An 18012-nucleotide genomic window follows, 5' to 3' on the forward strand; every position below is an offset into this window, starting at 1 on the left:
CTTAATCATTACTAAAATTAGTAACTAAATAGGGTAATCAACATGAATACTTGTATTAACTGCAATTAATCAACAAGTATAATAGTAGACGCCCTATTTTTAATTAAGTTCAAAAAAATTCGAATATTCTGAAATTAATTTAATTTTTAATCAGAGACAACATCTGTTGTTCGTCAAACTGAGTGAAACTCATTGACTTATCAGTAAATAATGCGTCAACAAGCGCTTGCTTATCTTCTTGCATTTTAAATACTTTCTGTTCAATTGAGTTACTCATTATGAGCTTATATACAAAAACAGGGTTAGTTTGCCCAATTCGATAAGCACGATCAGTTGCTTGTTTCTCTACCGCAGGGTTCCACCATGGATCAAAATGTATAACTGTATCGGCCTGCGTTAAATTAAGGCCGGTGCCGCCGGCTTTTAAACTAATTAAAAACACCGATGTTTTACCACTGGTAAACTCATCAATTACTTTATCGCGATGGCGTGTTTGGCCTGTAAGTAAGCTAAAGTCTATGTTTATTTCTTCTAGGCGCTTAGCTATTAAGTCGAGTGCAGAGGTGAATTGACTAAATATAATAACTTTACGGCCAAGACTTAGCATTAATGGTAAATGGGTCGCTAACCATTCTAGTTTTGCTGAGCCAGCCTGCGTATCGGGCTCTATTAATTTAGGGTGACAACAAATTTGTCTGAGTTTCAATAATGCTTCTAAAAAAGCGAGTTTGCTTTTTTGTACGCCTTGCTCTGCAAATAAGTCGATTAACTTTTCTTCAAGAGCCTGCGTAATTCCCTGGTACATTTCTTTTTGCTTAGGCTCAAACTCAAACTCTTTAGTTAACTCTGTTTTTTCAGGAAGTTCTTGCGCCACTTGTGCTTTAGTTCGGCGCATTATAAAGGGCATGATCAGCGCTTTTAATTGCTCAGCTCTTTGTATGTCTGCTTCGCGTTCAATAGGCGTTTGAAAATGCTGTTTAAAATGAGCTTGGGAACCAAGTAATGATGGCATAGCAAAGTCGAGTAACGATTTAAGCTCAAGCAAGTTGTTTTCGATTGGCGTACCACTTAAACATAATTTAAACTCGGCATTTAAACGTTTAACCAAGCGTGAGACTTGCGCTGTGTCATTTTTAATATATTGCGCTTCATCGAGAATTATATTTTCGAAATACAGCGGCGAATAATAAGCTATGTCACGCTTCAACAGTGGATATGTTGTTAATATGCATTGAGACTGGGCAAGATGCTGTAATGGCTCGTTTCGGTGAGAGCCAAAAATAGTTGTTACCTTTAATCCTTTCGCAAACTTTGTTATTTCGTTTTGCCAGTTACTAACAAGGCTTGTAGGGCATACTATTAAAGTAGGCCCGGCTTGCGGACGGTTATAGGTGCTTGTTAAAAATGCGATAACTTGCAGTGTTTTACCAAGCCCCATGTCGTCGGCTAAAATGCCACCTAATTTGTGACGTTTTAAAAAACTTAACCAATCGACACCTTGTTGTTGGTACTCTCTAAGTTCTACTGAATCATTTAAGCCATGAAGCGACACCTTCGCCATCGTATGATCGGTATTATTTAACTCTTGTAAATAAAGCTCTAAAGAATCGTCATGTAGCTCAACATTTATGGCTGTGTGTTTTACAAGCTCAGGGAGGTACGAAAGCGGTATATTAAATTCATCTCGAGTTTTTACAAACTCGAAACGCTGCTTAAATTCACACAGTAAATTTATCGCTGATTTATTTATAACGCCAAACTGACGACCTACAGGATAGTAATGAAATAATTCACTTTGACGATTCAGTGATTGATAAACGAGATCTTCGTTAGTGAAAAGTAACGCGGCTTTAGCATCACCAAGTATCACTTTACAATGCATTTGATGGCCTACGGCTCGATTAGCATAAAGTGTTACTTCGCTTTGTGGATTAGCCACTGTCATTTTGCTAATTGTTACTTTCCAACCCCGCTCTTTAAAGCTTGGAAGTACTTCATAAGTAAGCCAATGCAAGTGAATAGGGGATTGTTTAGTGAAAACAAATTCACTTTGTAAACCCCCTTTACAAAACTCAAAACCTAAATTTACAAGTTCATTTGTAACAGTATTCTCAAATGCATTATTTATTATGCTCGCGTGCGCTTCACCAGCTAAATAGTTTTTATTTTTATACTTAAATAACAATGAAAGCGTTAAACCTCGCTCTCCCATAGTCACTTTTAACACTGCATTACTTGCAGCTTTAGGGAGCGCTGTTTGCGAATTTGTTGGATGTGGTATAACGCCTGCACCAAAGTTATCAGCTAACTGTTTATATATTCGATCAAAGTTCGCACTATGTAATGCTGGCATTGTTTGTAAATGCGAAATTTCGTCAGCGCTTAAAGGTGTACGTATACGACCAATTTTTAAATGATCTAAATCGATATAAGTAGGTGGGGTTGTTTTGAGCAGTGCCCAGCTTTTACTTTGCTCTAAATTAATACCCAGCTGAGTTAAGTCTTTTTCTTGTTGCCACTTAAAACTAAGTGCTTGACCGCTTTGTGGTTTAATAGCAACACGAGAGCGTTGTAAAAATAGGCGCTCAGTTGCAATTAACTGCTGCAGCGCATTAAAACCCCATTGGCCTTTAAGCTCAATACTTCCGACAGCATTTTGCGAACGTATCCAACTGTAAAGCCTAAAGTCACTTTCGAGTAAATCATTAGGGGTTATAAAACTATTGAGTTGTTGATCAGTAAGGTTACGGCCTAATGTGTAATTTTGGTCTTTATCGTAATTGGCTATTTTAGGCGATAGAAATACTTTATTATTTTCGATATCTAAGACAAATAGTAAAACCTGAGATGGCATTGCTTGCTCTGCACTTTTAAGTGCACTTAACTCGCTAAACCAATCATTAATAAAATAATCCTCACCGTATTCACCAGAGTGCTCTATCTTAAGTTTTAATAAAATTGCTGCAAGGTGTCGGCATTTCGTTTTTATATTACACGTGCAATGTGTGTCAACGGAGTAACCAGTTGGTAATTTACTGATCTCAATACGTTGATTAAACGGCGTACCGTTATCCCCAAGAACCGTTGAATCAACAACAGAAAAGTCAGAAGTATGCTCTAACCAAGTGATTTTTCCATTTTTGTAGTACTCTTTCCCTTTAGCAAGCACGTTAGGCCTAAACAGTTTATTTATAAAGCGTTCGGAAAGAGGAAACTGGGTAGCCTGCTCATTTTTAATTTCTTCAAAAATAGCCAGTAAATCATTTTTTGATAAGTTAGCAGACATGTCACTCTAAGGATTAGTTTTTAAAAATAATTCTGCCAGTATATGCCTTATGTGCTTTGAGCTAAAGCAATATTAACGCTATATAAACTAGTAGGTGTTGATTGGTTGGTAAAAAATCGGTTTATAACTAAATTTAGAATGGATTTTGTTGAATAAATTGTAAAATGCAGCCAATTCAAAAAATAAAAACAACTTATATAATAGTTAGAGGGCTTTATAGATCAGAATTTTACTAACATTTTTTAAAACATGTGGCGAAGAGCTAAAAAAGAGAAAGCCAGTTAGTAAAAAAATGATCTACGCTATAAAATAGGCTAAATAAACGCATTAATAACGTATATAGATCAGATTTTTACTAACTTAATGATATAGCAGATCAATATTTTACTAACTACATAAACCCAACAGATCGCTATTTTACTAAGTAACTAATTAAAAGCACTTAATAACTTAGTAAGTTGATCTAATCGTTTGTCAGTCATCACTTTGTTATTTATTTTTATAGAGACGTCGCCACTTTTAAGGTTTCGTTGCAATGAAACAAAGTCATTTTCAAGTACAGCTTCACGTTTAACAACCATATGCGGCTCAGCAGTTAAGCATTTAGTTATTTCCATAGCGCGCTTGTCATCGCTTGTAATCGCATTAATTTCGTTATTGCTTGCTAGATCAACCACTAACTGATTAAAGGTCTCACAATCGCGCTCCTTTGCATTAACAAGCTTTTTAGCAACTTCTCTACCTACGTGATTAGCTGTTGGGTAAAGTGCTATAACATTTGCTGGAATTTGCTCATAAGCTTTAATCGCATCAGCTATAGCTGTATGAGATACACCTTCTATCGCTGCAATTTCACGATAAGATCCTTTTTTACCTTGCTCAATCAATTCATTTTTGGTTTGTTGATAAGCTTGTCCTAGTTCCCATAAACTTGGCGCAATATATTGATCTGATGACACAGCTAAAATTTTAGCATCTTGCTCTGTAAAATCACTTGAGCTCAGTACTAAGTAATCAGCATTCCCTAAAATACAAGCCATGCGACGTCGAGAGCCTGCTAAAACTAAGCTTGTATCACCTTGATCCCAAAGTAGAGCAGGATGCTGATTACGGCCATCGTCAGAGATTGCAGGAAGAATATCCGACACTGACTTTTCATTTAGAAGCGCTTGTACACGACGATTTTTACCATATACACCTGTTGTAGACTCAATATCTGCATGCGGGATCACTTTACAAATAAGTGTTATCTGCCGAGTAGGATCGCTAGGTGCAGGCATTCTTATCACATCACCAGCACTGGCTTGTTCAAGGAGTGCATCGAGGCTGCTAGTACCTACAGCTGTTGCAAAAGGATCTAAGCGGGTGTCATTTTTACGTTTTTTAGCCATTTTTATTTAACATCCTTACTTAGGGGTATTTAATTTTGATTGTGTAGATTGCCAATTGGAGCGAATCAGCATTTCAAGCTCATCAACAACATCTTTTATGTTTTCTTGGGCACGCATAAGTGACTCACGACTCGCTAAGCTATCAGATGCTTTTTGATCAAAAATAGTGTTAAAAGATGAAGAGCTTGCTGTAATTGCTGAACTATGGTTGATAGGATAACTCATTACTTGGCGACCAAATGCACTACGCACATCTTTGACAATATCGCGCTGTGAATGATTACCTTTAACGTAGTTGGTTACTAAAAACTGCATAAAGTCCCAGCCTTCATGACCAAGCGCAGCAACGGTATGATAAATTTCACCTAAACGTTTTAAATATTTGTTATTAGCATCAAAATCCACAGCTTCTGGATGGACTGGAATAAGCATTGCGGTAGATGCCATTAATGCATTATAAAACATAAAGTTAAGTGTTGGAGCTGTGTCAATAAGTAAAATGTCAAACTCGTCTTTTACCGGTTCAATTACTTTTTCGAGTAACTTATGATAATGGCGAGTTTGTTCATAATTTGAGGAATCTTTGAGTATAGTGGCAGTTTCGTGTTCAAAATAAAAGTCATCCATACCAGAAGGTAAAACACGAATATTAGGAATATGAGTAGGTAAAAATGAATTTGATACAAATTCTGGCCATGTTTCACCTTCCTCTAAGTCAATGCAATCACGCATTAAATCGCCAACCGTAATTGGGTCGTGTTCACTTGATGGGAAGAAACTTGATGACGATCCTTGTGGATCTAAATCAATAATACCAATGCGATAACGCTTAATATTTGTTGTAGCAAGCGCTGCAGCAATATTAACCATACTGGTTGTTTTACCACAACCGCCTTTGAGTGAATTTATGACAATAACTTGGAGTTTATCATTATTTGTACGGTGATCTGGCTTGATATCCATGATATCAGCCATGGAAAAAATATTTACAAGCGTGTAAGCATAATGGCCATTTGCACCGCGTTTTATGTTTAAATCGTCAAAATCACCGTTATCATGACGTCTTTTTAAGGTGCGATTATTACAACCTAGTAAGTCTGCAGCTGCTTTTTGGGTGTATGTTCTTAATTCTTTCTCTTCTGATTTAAGATGAGCGCGGTAATGTTGAATACGTCCTTCTAGTGACTTTTCTGCAACCTCAGCAGTTGCTTTTAAAAGCCGATAGGTATTTAGCGCGTTATTGTTGATAGACATACTTTCCTTCCTCAAAGTTAGGCAGTTAGTATAATGTCCATTCAATTAGCTGTAAACAACTATTTATGACGACATGCATTTTAAAAAGAAGACATCTAATAATATTTTTACACCATTAATATTGCTTAGTATAAATAAAGAAGTTTAAAGGTGGTTAAATATATAAGGTAATAAAGGTTAAGCACCTTAAATTACTATGTAAGTTAATGATAAATATAAATAATAACTTTAAAAGCAGATCACCTTTATACTTGGTTAAGATCAGATCTTTATTAACACTCAGATCACCTTTTTACTAAGCAGTAATTTTGAAAGTGAGTTATGCACAGCTTACCCCTTAACTTATAAACAAAAACATACCATTAGATCAGTTTTTTACTAAGTAAATTATAAAGTTATACACGTGCCAGTGCTGTAAACGGTAGCTTTAATTAGTATAGATCTGATCTATAGTAAGTACAGATCAGATCTATGCTAACTCAATATGCCTTTATCCACAGGGCAACAATTTTTAAACGGTATTTGTCGTGCTTAATTTGATAAAATAACTATTACAATGGACAAAATAACAGCTGAGTTAGTAAAAAGTCGGTTTATAGTTCGGTTGTTAGTATAATATTGATCTTAAAATATCAAAAATCAACACTACTTAGTATAAAAGTGATCTGAATAGATTATTTGAAGTTGGATCACTTTTATACTAACTTAAACATTTAACTTTTCTTTGTTTATGTGTTGTTATTAGCTGTCGCAATAAAAAATGGAAATAAGAAAAATGAGCCGAAAGGTCAACATCTCGGTAGATAACTTGCCTGATACATTAAGAGGCCAAATTCACGGGGTGGAAAGTGCAATAGATAACGAAAGTTTAGCACTATTTACTGATAATAAAGATGTTCGCGTTTCTATTGAAAATGCTGCTCATGGATTACGTGCTTATTCAAATACGTTTAATCACTATGATTTATGGGGACGCTTTGTTCGATCTGGCCATAAAAAATTGCCGCTTGAAGAAGCACCGAAAAAAACAATCATTACCCGTAAAATATCAGAAAAGGTAGATGGTATTTTATACGATGGTGAAATTAAAATTACACCTGCCGTAGTAAGTACGCGCAAAGATGGTGAAGACGTTGAATATTTAGTTTGGCCATCAGACAGAGAAGAAAAAGTAGAACGCGCACTAATCCGTTTAGCGTCAAAAGGTAAAATAGTAAAAATTAATTTTAAGTCCGGTATTCAATATGCTGTGGTTTTTTCTATGAACGAGTTAGCGCAAGAACTTAAAGCCGTTGGGCAGTCAATGCCGTACCCAGCAATTAAAGAATCTCTTGAGGCGCTTCAAGGTTCTAAACTTTCGTTTAAATATTCTGCAACGGACACAAAAAACTCTGACATTGATGATTCCTTTTACGAATCAAATATGAACTTTTTATCGTCACTGCATTTTAGTGGTAAAAAAGGTCAAGGCGGCAATGTTAAGTGTGTAGCCTGTTTAAATGCGTTTGTTCACAACATGATTGATAACCTTGAATACAAAGGATATTACTTTAACAGCGCACAAGAACTTAAACGTGGATTATCGCGCTGGATGATGCTGCGTTTATATCATCTTTGGCGTTATGCGGCACCAGGCAAAACATATCATTTCAGATTACTTTCTATTATGGAAAAGTACGGCTCTATTTATTCTACTGATAATATTACGGAAAATAAGCTAAAGGCATTACGCCGTGATATGACAACGACAATGAAAGATTTGATAGAAAAAGGTGCAATATCAGAATACAGTATAACGAATGTAAAAGATGATAAAACAAGCAATATTATTGATTACACCTATGAAATGCATCCATCTGATCAGTTTTGCGATGAAATACTTACATTGAACAAACACAATAAACGTATTGAAATCCAAGGCGGTAAACGCATTGTTGAAAATGCCGTGCTAATTGATGAAGATAAAATTGAAGAAATAGTAGAAAAATAATAACCGTAATTTTAAATACTGTACATAACTAAAAAGGCCACACTATGTGGCCTTTTTAACATAATGACTACCGCTCAACCTGTTCTAAATATAACCTATCAACTAAAAAATCATACTCGCGCTTGCGAGGGTGAGTTTCGGGTTTTTGATAATCAGGTAATATACCTAATTTTACGTCTGGTTCTGGATTAATCAGAATAAAGGGTAATGCAGCACTCACATGATAGCGATTTTGCGCCGTATATCTCACATTAACCTGTGGACTCACTCGAGTAGGGCGGCGAATTCTAAGTTTTTCCTTTTCGCCTAAACTAGCAACCCGTAATTGTTCTTGAGCTACAAGTGATTGCCATTTTTGTTGATCTATCATTCTTGGATTTCGATAACTGGCCGATTTTTCGAGCATTTCGAGAGCCATTTTTTTAGTCAGCGTTTTAGTTGCGTGTTTGTGCATCCAAGTAAACCTAACCGAAAATGGCGATTCGCTTTCACTATGAATTTTACGATATGCAGCAAGCGTTATCAAATTTGGTATAGCATTGTGAACTGCTTCAAATCGAGCATCGTTGCTATCAATAGCTAAAATACATTCTTTAAACGTAGCTTTAGCTTTATTTACTTGAGCTATACGATTATTTAAAGCTTGTTTATCTGCATTTTTAATAACGAGCAAACCAGGGTGCCTTTTTAAAACACGACTGCTTAATCCTGATTTTTTATACATGTCTGAAAAAGAGTTTAGGATTGCTTTTTGAGCAGGTACTCCAGTGATTTTAGAAACAAGTATAGATTCTGGAACTTTACTCTCATCGAAACTACTTACATCTGGTAATTGATAATATTCCGCTTTGGAGAATTCACACTCTTTTAGTTCTTCAATCAACCTCAAAGTTAATTCGTTCATTAAATCAAACTGACTTCTAATTTGTACCTTAGTTACCATTACACACCTCAAAGAACACATCTTACTATTCTAATGTTATTACATGCCCTTTGCTTTGTCTAAGTAAATAATTAATAGTACTCGGGGCTTATACTTATTTAATAACCAATTTAAGTATGATGTGTTCTTTAAAGCGAGAATATATAAACGAAGAAAGATTGAAACTTCTTACTAATTCATATGACTTTGTCGTATATAAAAAGGCTAATACGCCAAGTACTAGATTATCTACGTAGTAGGTGATCAGGCTAAAGGTTACAATGACTACAAATGCTTTTTGATATCAGTTCCCTTTTAAAGATACTTCTAGCAGTAGGGGCTTTAATCATGATGAATTGTAAATTAGCACTATCACTTTGAAGAGAAAACTTAATGGCCTACCACGCCTTTAAGTTGTGGCACTTGTGAATATAGTCCTGCATACGAGTGCTATACAAGACTATGCGTCTAGATTTTAAAGCGCAGATAAATGATTACCACAAACGCTAATACCATACATTAAGGTCTGCACATAGCACTTGATATCTATTAACTAATTATCAGTGTAAAGTTAAGATTACAGAACACACTATTCAAGTATGATGTGTTCCCATCTAAATTACGTATAACATCCCCTTATGCGCTATTTATTCTCAATGCATTAAAATTGTAAATAGTTAGCTCTAAATACATGTATTTTAACACTTTAGTTTCTTCTAAATAAAACTAAAGTGTATGTTATATAACCAGCTAGGTTAAGTAAGATTACTATTATACTTATCTCATAACTAAATAATTGGTAAATAGTGAATTTAGTCCTTGAACAAAGGGTAGTGCATACGTTAATTTCTTTGTATCAGGTAATGTAGGAATGAGGAAAAGAACATGCAACCGTGGAACCCAAATAGCTGGAGAGAGCTGCCAATACTGCAGCAACCTCAGTACCCAGATCAAGAAATACTAGAATCAGTAGAAAGCCAATTAAAAACGGCTCCGCCTTTAGTTTTTGCTGAAGAAACAAGAAGCCTATTCAAACAACTTGAAGATGTGTGCGAAGGTCGTGCTTTTTTACTTCAAGGTGGTGACTGTGCAGAATCATTTAGCGATTTTAATGCCGCTAACATTCGCGATACATTCAAAACAATCTTACAGATGGCTGTTGTATTAACTTACGGCGGTAAATGCCCTGTAGTTAAAATAGCGCGCATGGCTGGTCAATACGCTAAACCTCGTTCAGCAGACTTAGAAACAATTAATGGCGTGTCTTTACCATCTTACCGTGGCGACATTATTAATAATATCGAGTTTACAGAAGAAGCACGTATACCCGATCCACAACGCTTAATGACTGCATACCATCATAGTGCCGCTACGTTAAACTTATTACGTGCTTTTGCTCAAGGTGGCCTTGCCGATCTTCACCAGGTAAACCGTTGGAACATGGGCTTTGTTGCTGCAAATCCGCTTAAAGAAAAATACCAACAACTTGCAGATAAAATTCAAGACGCACTAGAGTTTATGGAAGTGTGCGGAATTAACTCTACAATTGCGCCAAGCTTAAAAGAAACCGATTTATACACTTCTCACGAAGCGTTATTACTTGGTTACGAAGAGGCGCTTACTCGTCGCGACCACTTATCGGGTGATTGGTACGATTGCTCTGCTCACTTTGTTTGGATTGGTGAACGTACTCGTCAACTAGACCATGCACATATTGAGTTTTTCAAAGGCATTAAAAACCCAATTGGTGTTAAAGTTGGCCCTGGTATGGACCCAGATGACCTAATTCGTTTAATTGATGCATTAAACCCAGATAACATTCCTGGTCGTTTAACGCTAATTACGCGTATGGGTGCAGATATACTTCCTGAAAGACTTCCAGCGCTAGTAAGAAGAGTTCAACAAGAGGGCCGTAAAGTAATTTGGAGCTCAGATCCAATGCACGGTAACACTGAAAAAGCGACATCAGGTTACAAAACACGTAACTTCGACAATATTATGCGCGAGATCAGTCAGTTCTTCGCTGTACACAAAGCTGAAGGTTCATACGCAGGTGGTGTTCACCTAGAAATGACAGGTCAGCACGTTACAGAGTGTACAGGCGGTGCTTACGGTTTATCTGACGATGACCTAGCACAGCGTTACAAAACGCAGTGTGATCCACGCCTTAACGCCGACCAAGTATTAGAGTTAGGCTTTTTAGTAGCTGATTTACTAAAAGACGCACGTAAATAATATTTATTGAAACTAAAAAACCGCTTAATTGCGGTTTTTTAGCTTTTAATTTAAATGAATAAGTTAGTACTTACGTCGCTCTAAGTCTGTTTCTATCAATATTTTTGCAGAAATTTCTTCAACAGAATGATGCGTAGAATTAAAGTAAGCTATTTTGTGACGCTTATACAACATTTCCACTTCGCGCACCTCAATACGGCACTGTTTAATAGACGCATATTTAGAATTAGCCATACGTCTGTGTCTAATTGCCGCAAGTCTCTCAGGGTCAATCGTAAGTCCGAATAACTTATGTTTATAAGGGACTAAACACTTTGGCAAACCTTCGTTATCCAAATCTTCTTCTGTAATAGGGTAGTTAGCCGCTTTAATGCCGTACTGCAGTGCTAAATATAAGCTTGTTGGTGTTTTACCACTGCGACTAACGCCAATTAAAATGATATCGGCTTCAGAAAAGTTTTTAATATTTCCGCCATCATCATTCATAAGAGCATAGTTAACAGCATCAATTCTAAAGTCATAACTTTTTTCGTGGATAGAGTGTGTTCGATGCATTTTTGGCACTGGGGCTACATTGAGCTCTTTTTCTATTTTTTCACTGTATGTAGTTAAAAAATCATAGGTAACCGCATTAGCTGATTTAATAATTTCACTCAAACTATGATTAACAAAAGTGAAAAAAACAAACGGTTTCTCGCCTGTCTTCGCAGCTGTGGCGTTAATTAACGCTTTAATCTCGTGCGCTTTTTCTTCAGTTTCTACAAAAGGAATGGTTTTATGATTAAAATCGATAGGAAACAACGATAAAGTTGCATGCCCAAAAACCTCAGAAGTAATCGCTGTTCCATCTGATATATAAAAAGCAGTTCTCATAATTAACCTTTTTATTACGTTTAATCCCTAAAATGGGTTTCTCACGGTTTACGTGAGGACTATTGCCAGTGTAGAATGTGCGTGGCCTTTATAAAAGGTTTTCTTTCTTAACTCTCACAGTTAGACCTACAATTTGTTTTTTTGGAGAAAGATCCGTGCAAGAATACGTTCTCTGGTATCAAGAGCTTGGTATGCAAGATGTTCCTCGAGTTGGCGGTAAAAACGCGTCACTTGGCGAAATGATTTCAAACCTAGCAAACGCTGGTGTACAAGTACCGGGTGGTTTTGCAACTACCGCCGATGCTTTTAATGAGTTTTTAGATCAATCAGGACTCACCGCTAAAATTCACGACATTTTAGATACTCTCGATGTTGATGATGTAAATACACTCGCTAAAGTCGGTGCCGATATCCGCCAATGGATAATCGACACACCATTTCAACCAAATCTAGATCAAGCCATTCGCGACGCATATAGCCAACTCCACGGCGATACAGCAGCAGATGTTTCATTTGCAGTACGTTCATCAGCTACTGCTGAAGATATGCCAGATGCATCATTCGCAGGCCAGCAAGAAACTTTCCTTAACGTTGTCGGTATCGATTCAGTTATGGTCGCTATTAAACACGTATTTGCTTCATTATTTAACGACCGCGCAATCTCATACCGTGTTCACCAAGGTTACGATCACCGTGGTGTAGCATTGTCTGCTGGTGTTCAACGCATGGTACGTTCTGATAAGTCAGCATCTGGCGTCATGTTTAGCATCGATACTGAATCTGGTTTTGAAGATGTTGTATTCATTACATCAAGCTATGGCTTAGGCGAAATGGTTGTACAGGGCGCAGTTAACCCTGATGAATTTTATGTTCATAAACCAACACTCCTTAAAAACAAACCTTCAGTAGTACGTCGTAATATTGGCTCTAAAGCCATACAAATGATTTACTCAGAAGATAAAGCACATGGTAAGCAAGTAGACATCGTTGATGTTGACCCTGAGCTTTCTAATAAATTTTCGATTACAGATGAAGAAGTGCAAGAACTTGCCAAACAAGCTGTAATCATTGAAAAACATTACGGTCGTCCTATGGACATCGAATGGGCAAAAGACGGAAACGACGGCAAACTATATATAGTTCAAGCACGTCCAGAAACTGTCCGCTCAAACGAAGACTCAAACGTAATGGAACGTTTTCAATTAAATGGCACAAGTAATGTACTTGTTGAAGGCCGTGCAATTGGTCACAAAATTGGTAGCGGTGTTGTACGTGTTCTTGATTCAATCAAAGAAATGGACCAGGTACAAGTAGGCGATATTTTAGTTACCGATATGACCGACCCTGATTGGGAACCAATCATGAAACGTGCAGCAGCGATTGTTACAAATCGTGGTGGCCGTACGTGTCACGCGGCAATAATTGCACGCGAACTTGGTATTCCGGCAGTTGTTGGTTGTGGTAATGCAACTGATTTAATTAAAGCGGGACAAAAAGTAACAGTATCGTGCGCCGAAGGCGATACCGGCTTCATTTACGAAGGTATTTTAGATTTTGAAATACTAACGTCACGCGTTGATAAAATGCCAGAACTACCAATGAAAGTAATGATGAACGTGGGTAACCCCGATCGTGCATTTGACTTTGCACGCTTACCGCATGCAGGTGTTGGCCTTGCGCGAGTTGAATTTATTATCAACCGCATGATTGGCGTTCATCCAAAAGCATTGTTAAATTTTGATGTACAAACAGATGCATTAAAAGCAGAAATCACCGACATGATTGCCGGTTACGAATCACCAGTAGAGTTTTACATAACAAAACTGGTTGAAGGTATCTCTACTCTAGGCTGTGCATTTGCACCAGAGCGTGTAATTGTTCGTATGTCTGATTTTAAATCAAACGAATACGCAAACCTAGTGGGTGGCCAGCAATACGAGCCGGAAGAAGAAAACCCAATGATTGGTTTTCGTGGTGCCGCACGTTATATCTCTGAAGACTTCCGCGATTGTTTTGCACTAGAATGTGAAGCTATAAAACGCGTAAGAAACGACATGGACATGGCTAACATAGAAATCATGATCCCATTCGTGCGTACTCTTGAAGAAGGCAAACGCGTAATTGAATTACTAGAAGAACATGGCCTTAAACGCGGCGATAATGGTCTTAAAGTAATTATGATGTGTGAGCTACCTTCAAATGCATTACTTGCTGATGAATTTTTAGAAATGTTTGATGGTTTTTCTATCGGCTCTAACGATTTAACACAGTTAACACTTGGTCTTGACCGTGATTCTGGGTTAATCGCACATTTATTTGATGAGCGTGACCCTGCAATTAAAAAGCTACTTTCTATGGCAATTAAAACAGCTAAAGCAAAAGGAAAGTACGTAGGTATTTGTGGCCAAGGTCCTTCAGATCACGAAGACTTTGCAGCATGGTTAGTAGAGCAGGGCATTGACTCTGTTTCACTAAACCCAGACACAGTAATAGAAACATGGTTATACCTAGCTAAAAAATTAGCAAAGTAATAAATATGTAAGCTATAAAAAATGCCAGCAATGTATTGCTGGCATTTTTTTATACTCAATTAAAGTAAACTAACGGGCTAATTTTTTATCTAAATAAGCACATGATTTAGTTAACGCCTTTTGGCACAGTGATAAATAATGCCGCGCTTTAGGATAATAAGGCGAAAAACATAATAAACCGGCCATAAAAAATATAAGTGATGGGCCAGGGACAACCGCAAAAAATAGTCCTAGAAAAATAAATAACACGCCACTGATCTGTAATAATAATTTTTTCATATAACACACCTCATTACTCCTTATCTTGAGTATAATTTAAGCTGCATTAAAATCGACTAAAAGAGTGTTACAAACTGTAAAATCTTCAATTTCTATTCGCCATCATCATGATATAATTAGTCAAATGCCCTAAAATATCGCCGTCATGATAGCAACAATTACACAGCAAGATGCCGCGACAGAACTTGTCGCAAACTACCTAAGTACCATTGCAAATCAAGGTTTTACTGGAGATACCGACGCAAGTTATGCAACGCGTATTACCGCATCAACCGATAACAGTGTGTACCAGCAAATACCGCAAGGTGTTATTTTTCCAAAAAATGAAAAAGATATTCAGCTCGCATTGCAAACAGCATCTCGCGACCCGTTTTTATCATTAACTTTTGGTCCTCGTGGCGGTGGAACAGGCACTAACGGTCAATCGTTAACACCTGGTATTGTTGTAGATTTGTCACGCTATATGCGCGAAATTCTCGAAATAAATGTTGAAGAAGGCTGGGTACGCGTTCAAACCGGCGCCATAAAAGATCAACTTAATGACTTTTTAAAGCCTTATGGCTTTTTCTTCTCACCTGATTTATCTACCAGTAACAGGGCAACTATTGGTGGAATGATAAGTACTGACGCCTCTGGGCAAGGTTCGTTAGTTTACGGCAAAACAAGCGACCATGTTTTAGGGCTTACAACTTATTTAGTTGATGGCACACCTATGTGCACCTCCCCAATAGACATCGACAAAGCACAAATTATAGCTAATCAAGACTCATTAATTGGTAGTTTATATAAAACAGTTTTAGATATTTCAATTAATGAACGCGCTGCTATTTTAGCTAAGTTTCCACGGTTAAATCGTTTTTTAACCGGCTACGACTTAAAGCATGTACTAAGTGATGACTTACTAACGTTTGACATGAGCCGACTAATAACAGGTTCAGAAGGCTCATTAGGTATAGTAACTGAAGCTAAATTAAACCTAACGCCTATTGCCGAATTTAAAACGCTTATTAATATTAAGTATGATAGTTTTGACTCCGCACTTCGTCATTCACCGTTTTTAGTTGATGCACGCGCAACGTCGGTAGAAACCGTTGATAGCAAAGTTTTAAACTTAGCGCGTGAAGATATCATTTGGAATTTAGTATCGGACTTAATAACCGACGTACCAAATAAAGATATGCAAGGCCTTAACATGGTCGAGTTTAATGCGGTATCAAACGATGATATAAAAGACAAAGTAGACACGCTTTGTAAGCTTCTCGACGAATGCGTAATAAATCAAACTAATGGCGTTATTGGATATCAGTTAACCAGTGATAAAAGCGATATACTAAAAATTTACGCAATGCGTAAAAAGTCAGTGGGTTTATTAGGTAATGTGAAAGGCAGTCAAAAACCGCTCGCCTTTGCAGAAGACACCGCTGTACCGCCTGAAAATTTAGCAGATTATATTGTCGAATTTAGAGCATTACTCGACAGTCACAATTTACAATATGGTATGTTTGGTCATGTTGATGCGGGGGTTTTACACGTACGTCCGGCACTTGATATGTGTGACCCAGAGCAAGAAAAACTACTTAGAACTATTTCCGATCAGGTCGTAAAACTAACCGCTAAGTACGGCGGTTTAATGTGGGGCGAACACGGTAAAGGTTACCGAAGCGAATACAGTCCTGAATTTTTTGGTGAGCATTTATATACACAACTTCGTAAAATAAAAACAGCTTTCGACCCTAACAACCGCATTAACCCCGGTAAAATATGTACTCCTATCGATAGTGAAGACTCACTAGTTAGTGTTGATGGACAAAAGAGATCGTACTTCGATAAGCAAATATCAATAGAAGTTAAAACCAGTTTTAACAATGCAATGACCTGTAATGGTAATGGCATATGCTTTAATTACGATGAAAATTCACCTATGTGTCCATCTTATAAAGTAACTGGCGATCGCCGTAATTCACCAAAAGGACGCGCAAGTTTAATGCGCGAATGGCTTCGATTACAAGAGTCAAAAAATGTAGATTTGCTCGAAGTAGAAAAACAACTTAACAAAGGTGAAGTCATTACCTGGTGGGAACGTTTTGTTCATAGCCGCGAAAAACGAAAAGGTATTTACGACTTTTCTCACGAAGTAAAAGCGTCAATGGATGAATGTTTAGCATGTAAAGCATGTACAACTGCATGCCCAATTAAAGTAGATGTACCCACTTTTCGTTCGCGCTTTTTAAATTATTATCATAGCTATTATGCACGTCCGCTAAAAGATTACCTTGTTGGCAATATAGAAAATAGCGCGCCATTAATGGCAAAGTTCGCTAAAGTCATAAATCCAATTGTTAAAACATCATTAGTTAGTAATGTTATTAAAAAAACGGTTGGCTATGTTGATACACCACAGTTGAGTATTCCTGCACTTTCAAAACGTGTTACTAAAACACAAAAATTCGATTTTGATTTACTAAATAAATTAAATGCAGAGCAACAAAGTGAATATGTATTAATAGTACAAGACCCATTTACGAGCTTTTACGAAGCGGAATTAGTAGAAAGTTTTATTACTTTAATAACCCAACTTGGCAAAAAACCAATGTTATTACCTTTTAAACCAAATGGTAAACCGCAACACGTAAAAGGTTTTTTGCATGAATTTAAAGTTACAGCTAAAAATGCAGCCGAGTTTTTAAATAAATTAAATGATATTAATGCACCGTTAGTCGGTTTAGATGCTTCACTCGTTATGTGTTACCGCGATGAATATAATACAATTTTAGAAAATAACCGTGGTGAATTTAATGTGCAACTTGCCCATGAATGGTTAGAGACCCAATCGTTTAAATCACTAAGCGCAAAGCAAAATACAGATATCGAATTTACATTACTGAGCCATTGTACTGAAACAACTGCGCTGCCAAAAGCAGCAAATGTATGGCAAACAATTTTCAATGATATTGGTTTAACATTAAAAACAACAAATACAGGTTGTTGTGGAATGGCGGGAACTTATGGCCACGAAGCACAAAATCAAGATAACTCACGTGCGCTTTACGAAATGAGCTGGAAACCAATTGTAGATAAAAATAAACCTGAGCAACTTTTATCTACGGGATTTTCTTGTCGTAGCCAAGTTAAACGTTTTGAACAATTTAAACCAAAACACCCAATTGAATTACTAGCACAGGTTCTTAAATAACTTTATAAAATAAGCTCACTTAAATAAGAGTACTTAAATAAGAGTACTTAAATAAGAG

At 36.9% G+C, this 18012-nt stretch carries 10 protein-coding genes; 4 read left to right on the forward strand and 6 right to left on the reverse strand.

Features of this window, described 5'->3' with window-relative positions; genetic code table 11:
* Nucleotides 1-139 precede the first annotated feature (139 nt).
* From H5119_RS18240 to H5119_RS18250, 3 genes are all read right to left on the reverse strand, one after another.
* Nucleotides 140-3286, reverse strand: a complete 3147-nt coding sequence (locus H5119_RS18240) for a DEAD/DEAH box helicase (RefSeq protein WP_182703233.1) — start codon at nt 3284-3286, stop codon at nt 140-142.
* Nucleotides 3287-3714: 428 nt separating this feature from the next.
* Complete coding sequence (locus H5119_RS18245; RefSeq protein ID WP_182703234.1) at nt 3715-4677, reverse strand: transcriptional regulator; 963 nt, start codon at nt 4675-4677, stop codon at nt 3715-3717.
* A 15-nt stretch (nt 4678-4692) separates the two neighbouring features.
* A complete protein-coding gene (locus tag H5119_RS18250) occupies nt 4693-5931 on the reverse strand; it encodes an AAA family ATPase (RefSeq protein WP_182703235.1) in 1239 nt (412 codons plus the stop codon).
* A 775-nt stretch (nt 5932-6706) separates the two neighbouring features.
* Here H5119_RS18250 and H5119_RS18255 point away from each other — a divergent pair.
* Nucleotides 6707-7921, forward strand: coding sequence for a replication protein A (locus tag H5119_RS18255; RefSeq protein WP_182703236.1), 1215 nt, complete (start codon nt 6707-6709; stop codon nt 7919-7921).
* A gap of 67 nt (nt 7922-7988) precedes the next feature.
* On the opposite strand, the gene H5119_RS18260 is transcribed toward H5119_RS18255, so the two are convergent.
* Nucleotides 7989-8864 carry a DNA replication terminus site-binding protein gene (locus H5119_RS18260; RefSeq protein WP_182703237.1) on the reverse strand — a complete coding sequence of 292 codons (876 nt, stop codon included), beginning with the start codon at nt 8862-8864 and terminating at the stop codon, nt 7989-7991.
* Nucleotides 8865-9728: 864 nt separating this feature from the next.
* On the opposite strand from H5119_RS18260, the gene H5119_RS18265 reads away from it, so the two are divergent.
* Nucleotides 9729-11078, forward strand: coding sequence for a class II 3-deoxy-7-phosphoheptulonate synthase (locus H5119_RS18265; RefSeq protein ID WP_182703238.1), 1350 nt, complete (start codon nt 9729-9731; stop codon nt 11076-11078).
* 63 nt (nt 11079-11141) lie between these two features.
* Here H5119_RS18265 and H5119_RS18270 read toward each other — a convergent pair whose 3' ends face one another.
* Nucleotides 11142-11951, reverse strand: a complete 810-nt coding sequence (locus H5119_RS18270) for a pyruvate, water dikinase regulatory protein (protein WP_077535338.1) — start codon at nt 11949-11951, stop codon at nt 11142-11144.
* A gap of 155 nt (nt 11952-12106) precedes the next feature.
* Between H5119_RS18270 and ppsA the strand changes: the two genes are divergently transcribed.
* On the forward strand, nt 12107-14482 hold the full coding sequence (ppsA, locus tag H5119_RS18275; protein ID WP_182703239.1) for a phosphoenolpyruvate synthase: 2376 nt from the start codon (nt 12107-12109) through the stop codon (nt 14480-14482).
* Nucleotides 14483-14551: 69 nt separating this feature from the next.
* Here ppsA and H5119_RS18280 read toward each other — a convergent pair whose 3' ends face one another.
* Nucleotides 14552-14761, reverse strand: coding sequence for a hypothetical protein (locus H5119_RS18280; RefSeq protein ID WP_149606756.1), 210 nt, complete (start codon nt 14759-14761; stop codon nt 14552-14554).
* 145 nt (nt 14762-14906) lie between these two features.
* Here H5119_RS18280 and H5119_RS18285 point away from each other — a divergent pair, with 145 nt between their 5' ends.
* The gene (locus H5119_RS18285) at nt 14907-17954 is read left to right on the forward strand and encodes an FAD-binding and (Fe-S)-binding domain-containing protein (protein WP_182703240.1); all 3048 of its coding nucleotides are present in this window, start codon (nt 14907-14909) and stop codon (nt 17952-17954) included.
* Nucleotides 17955-18012 lie beyond the last annotated feature (58 nt).

It is taken from the genome of Pseudoalteromonas sp. SG45-5, assembly GCF_014164085.1.
GTDB lineage: Bacteria > Pseudomonadota > Gammaproteobacteria > Enterobacterales > Alteromonadaceae > Pseudoalteromonas > Pseudoalteromonas aliena.